Genomic DNA, 6,241 nt, shown 5'->3' on the forward strand with positions numbered 1-6,241 from the left:
TACTCGGTGTGGTTCCCGGGCCGCGGTGCCTGGGTCGTGGTGCCCGCCGTTCTGCTTGAGGACGCGGAGGCGTTCCGGCTCACGGTGCGGCATGAGCTGCAACACCACCGGCAGCGCGACACGGTGTTCGCGTATGCGCGGCTGGGTTTTGACAGTGCCTTCTTCTGGAATCCCTTCGCGCGGGCGTTCAGCCGGTGGCTGGCGGACTGTCAGGAGTTCGCCTGCGACGAAGCGCTCGTCACCGGACCCCGGGTGCCCGCGGAGGCGTATGCGCGGTGCCTGCTCCAGGCGTCGCTGCGCGTCCCGGGCTCCAGTCCCCTTCCCGCCGGAGTCACCGGCATGTCCCACCCCACCGTCAGGAGGATCCACATGTTGTTCGAGCCCCGTCCCCGCAGTTCCGTTCGTGCCCTGGGCCTGGTGTTGTCCTTGTCGTTGGTGATGACGCCGCTGGCGTTGTGGGCGCAGGGGGCGGCGCGTGGCCGCGTGGTGTCACTCGCGGAGGCCCGGGCCCTCGCGGCGGCGCAGCCGGAGGGCGACCTGCCGGTGGTGGTGGACGCGGCCGTGGTGGAGCAGCTCAACCGGTTTGTCACCACGCCGAAGGGGCGCGACTTCATGCGCAAGGCGTTGGCGAATCTCGCGGTGCACCGCGAGGCGCTGGCGGGCACGCTGCGCTCGAAGTCCCTTCCGGAGGGGTTGCTCGCGGTGGCGATGGTGGAGTCGGCGGTGAGCAACCTGCCGGAGACGTCAGGCGAGCCGTCGCTGGCGCCGGGTCAAAGGGGCGCGGGCGTCTGGATGTTCATTCCGGAGACGGCGCGCCGTTATGGCCTCAAGGTGGAGGCCGGGCGGGACGAACGGCTGGACGTGGCTCGCGAGACGGAGGCCGCCGCTGCCCTCTTCCAGGCGCTGCATGCGCGCTACGGCGGCGACTGGCGGCTCGCGCTCGCGGCCTACAACCAGGGTGAGGGCGTGGTGGACCGGGTCCTCGCGGAGACCAAGGTGCGGGATGTGAGCGAGCTGACGCGCACGGGCAAGCTCAACGGCTACACCAGCACCGTGCAGGCCGCGGTGTTGCTGCTGCGCAATCCACACCTGCTCGACTGACGTTCCGCAAGGGACGCCCTGGGGAATGTGCCCGGGGCGCCCGCGTTGGGATGCGCGTGGGCTGCTTTCGCGCCAGGATGCGCCCACTGCCAGCCAGCCAACGCAGGGGTGGGGAAACGCCAATGAAGATCGTCGCGCTCGTTCGTCCGGCTGGAGAAGTCCCCGAAGCAGCCCAGGTGCTCGCGGCGGCCTCGGGCATGGCGCCAGCGGAGGCCCGCATGCGGCTGGCCCCGGAGCCGCCGGCCCTGCTCGCGCGGCTCGCGCCTGAAGCGGCGGATGCGCTGGTGAAGACGCTGCAGGACGCGGGGCTCGCGGCGCTCGCCATCGACGAGGCGGAGACCGTGGAGCGGGTGACGGCCCGGACCGTGACGTTCGGCTCCGCGCAGGGAACGTTCACGCCCCGCTCCGGTGCGCCGCTCACGATGGCCTGGGAGGACGTGACGGTCATCCTCCGAGGGGCCAGCTCCATGCGCACGCAGAGCGAGCACACGGAGAAGAAGACGCAGGTGGCGCTGGGCGCGGCCATCATCACCGGTGGCCTGAAGATGACGAAGACGACGGAGACGAGCGTGCGCGGCTCGCAGGAGGAGACGTCGCAGGTGGTCTTCGTCTTCGACCGCGACGGGCGCGGCGCGGTGCTTCCGGAGCTCGGGTTGGATTTCTCGTGTCTGGGGCCCGCGATGCAGCCGTCGCGCACGGCGAACATGGTCGCCCTGTCGCGCCTGTTGCGCGAGCGCGCCCCCGCGGCCTTCTACGACGAGCGGCTGTTGCGGCTGGGGCGCCGGCCCCTGCCGTTCGTCCTGGGCGGGGCGGTGCAGATCGTGAGTGGCGCCACGTCCCATTCACGCATCAACACCGCGCAGGGCCTGGACGTGCTCGCGGAGGCGATGCGGCAGGGCGTTGCTCGGGGCTATCTGCCCTGAGGCCGCGCTCGCGGCGCGGGGTTCCCCAAGGGGCGTGGAGGCCATGCGCCAACGCATGGCACTTCCCGCCCGGAGCCTTCACGCATGCGGGGGCGTCGAATCCGGCGGTGGACGCGAAATCCACGCGGCGATGAAGACGTCCAGCTCACCGCGCATCACGTCCTTCACGCGCGGCGTGCCGGCGCCGGTGCGCGGATCCTCCACGCGAGCGCCCCGGCCCAGGAAGTAGCGGCGGGCCTCGTCGGTGCTGGCGCCCTGGCCCGCGACGACGCGCGCCGCGATGCCCTTGAGCTCGTCCATCTCCCCGGCCCCGATGAGCGTCAGCATGCGCCCCGTCGCCTCGTCCTTCGCGGTGACCTCGTTGCGCACGCGCTGGAGGTATTCGCCCTCGCGGCTCTTCACCGGACGGCCCTCCAGCACCAGCAGCGCCCGCTCCACTTCCTCCAGCGGCCCGCCCCGGTGCACACGCACGTACGCGCGCTGGCGCTTCTCTTCCTCCAGGCGGCGGTGCAGCCCCGTCTCGCCCGCGAGGAACCCGTACGCTCCCGGCCCCGCGATGCGCACCACCACGCGCGCGGGTGTCTCCGCCTCCGCCACGGCCGTGGCCTCGTAACCGCGCCGCTGCGCCCAGCCCAGGTACATGGTGGCCAGCTCCTGCACCCACGCGTCCTGCTGCTCCGACGCGTCGCTGGCGCAGATGTCCACCAGCGCCTCGTTGTCCAGCGGCGTGGCCCCCGCGGCCCGCAGGGCCTCCGCCATCTGGACCTCGCGCGCCACGTCCTCCACCTGCCGGGCGGCGGACGCCAGTTGCACCTCGTTCTTCGCCTCGCGCACCAGCCGGCGCCCGAAGAGGCACGCGGCCTCCAGGCGCTCCAGCTCGCCAATCTGCGCCTCCACCGTGCGGAAGGCGCGGATGACGTCCGCCGCGTGCAGCGGGTCGTCCCAGAGGTTGGGCGCCTGTGTCTCCGCCAGCAGCGCGGCGCGGCGCTCCTCCAGCTCCGGTCGCCCCGCGGACGTGGCCAGCGCGCGGGCACGGCCCACCAGCCGGTCCATTTCGATGAGCAGCGACTTGCGATCCAACCGGCGCTTCACCGCCGCCGCCTTCGCGGAGGGCAGCAGCAGCTGCGCCGTCACTTCCCGGGGCGGCGGGACGGGCTCGGCCACCGCCACCACGCGGCCTCCGGGACGGGCCTCCACGCGCACGGGCGTGCCCGGCGGCAGCGGCCTGCGGGCAATCTCCACCGCCAGCGCCGCGGTGAGCGTCTTCTCGATTTCCCGCTGCAGGTAGCGCGCGCCGAACTGCGGCGAATAGCCGCGCTCCACCAGCCGGTCCACCACCTCCGGTGTCACTTCCACGTCCAGCGCGCGCGCGCGGATGCCCTCTCGCTCCAACACGCGGCCCACCTCGCGCTGGGCGATCTTGCGGATGTCCACGCGCGAGAGCGGACGGAAGTGGCAGATGGCGTCGAAGCGGTTGAGGAACTCCGGACGGAAGGCCTCCGCGATGCGGCGGTCCACCTCCGACACCTGTTCCTCGGCGCGCTTGTGCGCGGCGAAGCCCAGGCCCGCCTCGCGGTACACCTCCGAGCCCACGTTGGACGTGGCCACGATGAGCGTGTTGTTGCACGACACCGCTTCGCCCGCGCCGTTGACGAAGGTGCCCTCGTCGAAGAGCTGAAGGAAGCGGTCGTGCACGCTGCGCGCCGCCTTCTCGAACTCGTCCAGCAGCAGCACGGTGAACACCTTGCCGTCGAGCAGCGCGGACAGCTCTCCGCGCCGCGTCTCCAGCGCGGGCGCCCACGACGCGCCGAAGGGCACGCTCTCATCGCCGTCGTTCGGGTAGTCCGCCATGTTCAGGCGCACCAGCCTGTCCGCGGAGCCGAAGAGGTACTCGGCCAGCAGCTTCGCCAGCTGCGTCTTTCCCACGCCCGTGGGCCCGGCGAAGAGGAACACGCCCAGCGGACGGCGCGGGTCGTTGAGGCCCGCCTTGAGCAGCGCCACCGACCGCAGCACCGCGCCCACCGCGTCCGTCTGGCCGAGCAGCCGCTCCCCGAAGAAGCGCTCCGTCTCCTCCAGGTCCAGCGGCATCGCGTCGTCCACGACGAAGCGGGGCAGGCGCGTGGCGGCGCAGAAGCGCGTGAGCACGTCCTCCGGCCCCACGTGGTCGCGCGCCATGCCCGCGGCCTCCGCCGCCGTCTCCTTGAGCAGCTCGATGGCCTTGCGCGGCATCTGCTGCGCCAGCAGGAACTTCGCGGACAGGCGCAGCACCAGGTCGCACGCGGCCGGGTCGATGGGCAGCCGCAGGTCGCGCTCCAGCTCCTCCGCCACGCGGCCGACAATCCAGCGGGCCTTCTCCAGCGGCGGTTCAAGGAGCGGCAGCAGGTGGAGCCGCTCGGCCAGGGCCTCGTCCGCGCGCAGCAGCTCCTGCACGCGCTTGGGTTCGGTCTCGAAGATGAAGCGCAGCCCACCGGTGCGCAGCGCGCGCACGGCCACCGGGGCCAGGGGGCCGCCCAGGGCCACGGGCAGGTCGCGGATGTAGACGATGGGGCAGGGGTGCCGGCCCAGGTGCGTGAGCAGCTCCTCGAAGCTCTCCGCGGCCTGGCGCTGGGTGCTGCGCGCCAGGATGTTGGCGACGGACACCTCCACGAGCCGCGCCTGCGCCAGGTCCCCGTCCACGCGGCCTTCCGCGATGCGGCGGGCCACTTCCTGCACGAGCGCGCTCTTGCCCACGCCGGGCTCGCCCGCCAGCAGCGGGTGCTTGCCTCCACGCGTCAGCAGGCCCAGCACCTCCGTCACGGCGCTGTCCACGCCGTGCGCCGCCGGCAGCTTCCCCTCGCGTGCCATCGCGGTGAGGTCGCGGTCGATGAGCCGCTCCTGGTCTTCGCTCTTCCTCGTGGCCATGGTGGTCCGGAACGCCCCCTCGACGTGCGGCACTCTAACCGGTGCCGCACGGAAGCGAAGTCCCGGCACCCCCGGGACTCAGGTTTCCAGCTCCGTGTGCCAGTAGGCGACGTCCCTCAGGAACTTGCGCCAGGACATCGGCACGCCCTGTTCGACGAGGAACGACAGGTGCACGGCGTTGGGCATCTTCTTGGGCTTCACGGGCACGGCGAGCAGCGTCAGGCGCGCCTGGGCCGGGGTGCGGTTGCCCTTGCGCTGGTTGCAGGGCACGCAGGCGATGACGATGTTCTCCCAGCTCGTGTGGCCCCCTTGCGCGCGCGGCACCACGTGGTCGTACGTGGCCTCCGGACGCGTGACCTTGCGGCCGCAGTACTGGCAGCGGCAGTGGTCGCGCTGGTAGACGTTCTCGCGGCTGAAGCGGATGCCGCGCGGACCCTTCCACAGGGCGCGCACGAAGCGGATGACGGACGGCATGCGCAACTCCACCGTCACGGAGCGCACGACGCGGTCCTCGTACTCCTCCACCACCTCCACCTTGCCCTGGAAGAGCAGGTGGATGGCGCGTTGCCAGGGGATGCGTGCGACGGGCTCATAGGACTGGCTCAACACCAGCGTTTCCATGACACGGGGCCTTTCGGGCAGGACAGGCCGCCAGGGAGTCGAACCCTGCTCGCCCGGGATTGGAATCCAGGCTGCACCCCGTGCGCGACCTACAAGTGGAACTGGGGACGGTGAAGCAGGGCGCCCAAATGCAAGAAGAGGCCGGGTTCCCGTAAGGGAGCCCGGCCTCCAGGAGGCTTCCAGACCGCGTCAGGGACGGGGCGGGGAGACCTTCAGGTGCCGGGCGAGGCGAGGCGATAGGACGCGAAGTCGCGCCAGCGGCACGTGAAGGGAGCGGTGCCCGGGCTGGGACGCGAGGACGCTTCGATGCCGTGACCGGAAGGATTCAGGTGCTTGGGGTTCATCGGGGCCTGCTTCGTCGCCGTGCGCATGGGGACCGCTCCTTTCGTTTCCGAAGGACGGAAGCGAAAATCCATTCCTGACAAGCGTCGGAGCGGCCGTTAGGACTCCGAGCATGAAAGCCATCCGCTACCACCAGGTGGGAGGGCCCGAGGTCCTCCGTTGGGAGGACGTGCCCGCACCCACGCCCGGGCCGGGCGAGGTCCTGCTGCGAGTACACGCCGCGGGCGTGAACTTCGCGGACACCGAGCGTCGCCGGGGCCTGTACGACGCCCAGGCCCCGCTGCCGCGCATCCTGGGCAGTGAGGCCGCGGGCGTGGTGAGCGCGGTGGGGTCGGGCGTGGACGCGAAGTGGG

Annotated in this window: 6 protein-coding genes; 3 read left to right on the forward strand and 3 right to left on the reverse strand. The window is 71.8% G+C overall.

Translation table 11 applies throughout. The annotated features are described in order from the left end of the window. The coding region (locus D7Y13_RS36760) for a transglycosylase SLT domain-containing protein (protein ID WP_120630955.1) at window positions 1-1,101 on the forward strand (1,101 nt) is incomplete at its 5' end. Window positions 1,102-1,223: 122 nt separating this feature from the next. After that, entirely contained in the window at window positions 1,224-2,024 is an 801-nt protein-coding gene (locus D7Y13_RS36765; protein WP_120531215.1) for a hypothetical protein, read from the forward strand. Window positions 2,025-2,102: 78 nt separating this feature from the next. Here the strand turns inward: D7Y13_RS36765 and D7Y13_RS36770 are convergent, their stop codons facing one another. The 3 genes from D7Y13_RS36770 to D7Y13_RS46060 all read right to left on the reverse strand — a co-directional run bounded on the left by D7Y13_RS36770 (window position 2,103) and on the right by D7Y13_RS46060 (window position 5,917). Next, window positions 2,103-4,925, reverse strand: coding sequence for an AAA family ATPase (locus D7Y13_RS36770; protein ID WP_120531214.1), 2,823 nt, complete (start codon window positions 4,923-4,925; stop codon window positions 2,103-2,105). A 78-nt stretch (window positions 4,926-5,003) separates the two neighbouring features. After that, window positions 5,004-5,546, reverse strand: a complete 543-nt coding sequence (locus D7Y13_RS36775; protein WP_120531213.1) for an HNH endonuclease — start codon at window positions 5,544-5,546, stop codon at window positions 5,004-5,006. Between the two features lie 212 nt (window positions 5,547-5,758). Next, on the reverse strand, window positions 5,759-5,917 hold the full coding sequence (locus D7Y13_RS46060; protein WP_158620247.1) for a hypothetical protein: 159 nt from the start codon (window positions 5,915-5,917) through the stop codon (window positions 5,759-5,761). A gap of 83 nt (window positions 5,918-6,000) precedes the next feature. Between D7Y13_RS46060 and D7Y13_RS36780 the strand changes: the two genes are divergently transcribed. Next, the coding region (locus D7Y13_RS36780) for an alcohol dehydrogenase catalytic domain-containing protein (RefSeq protein WP_158626186.1) at window positions 6,001-6,241 on the forward strand (241 nt) is incomplete at its 3' end.

Source organism: Corallococcus praedator (genome assembly GCF_003612125.1).
Classification (GTDB): Bacteria; Myxococcota; Myxococcia; order Myxococcales; family Myxococcaceae; genus Corallococcus; species Corallococcus praedator.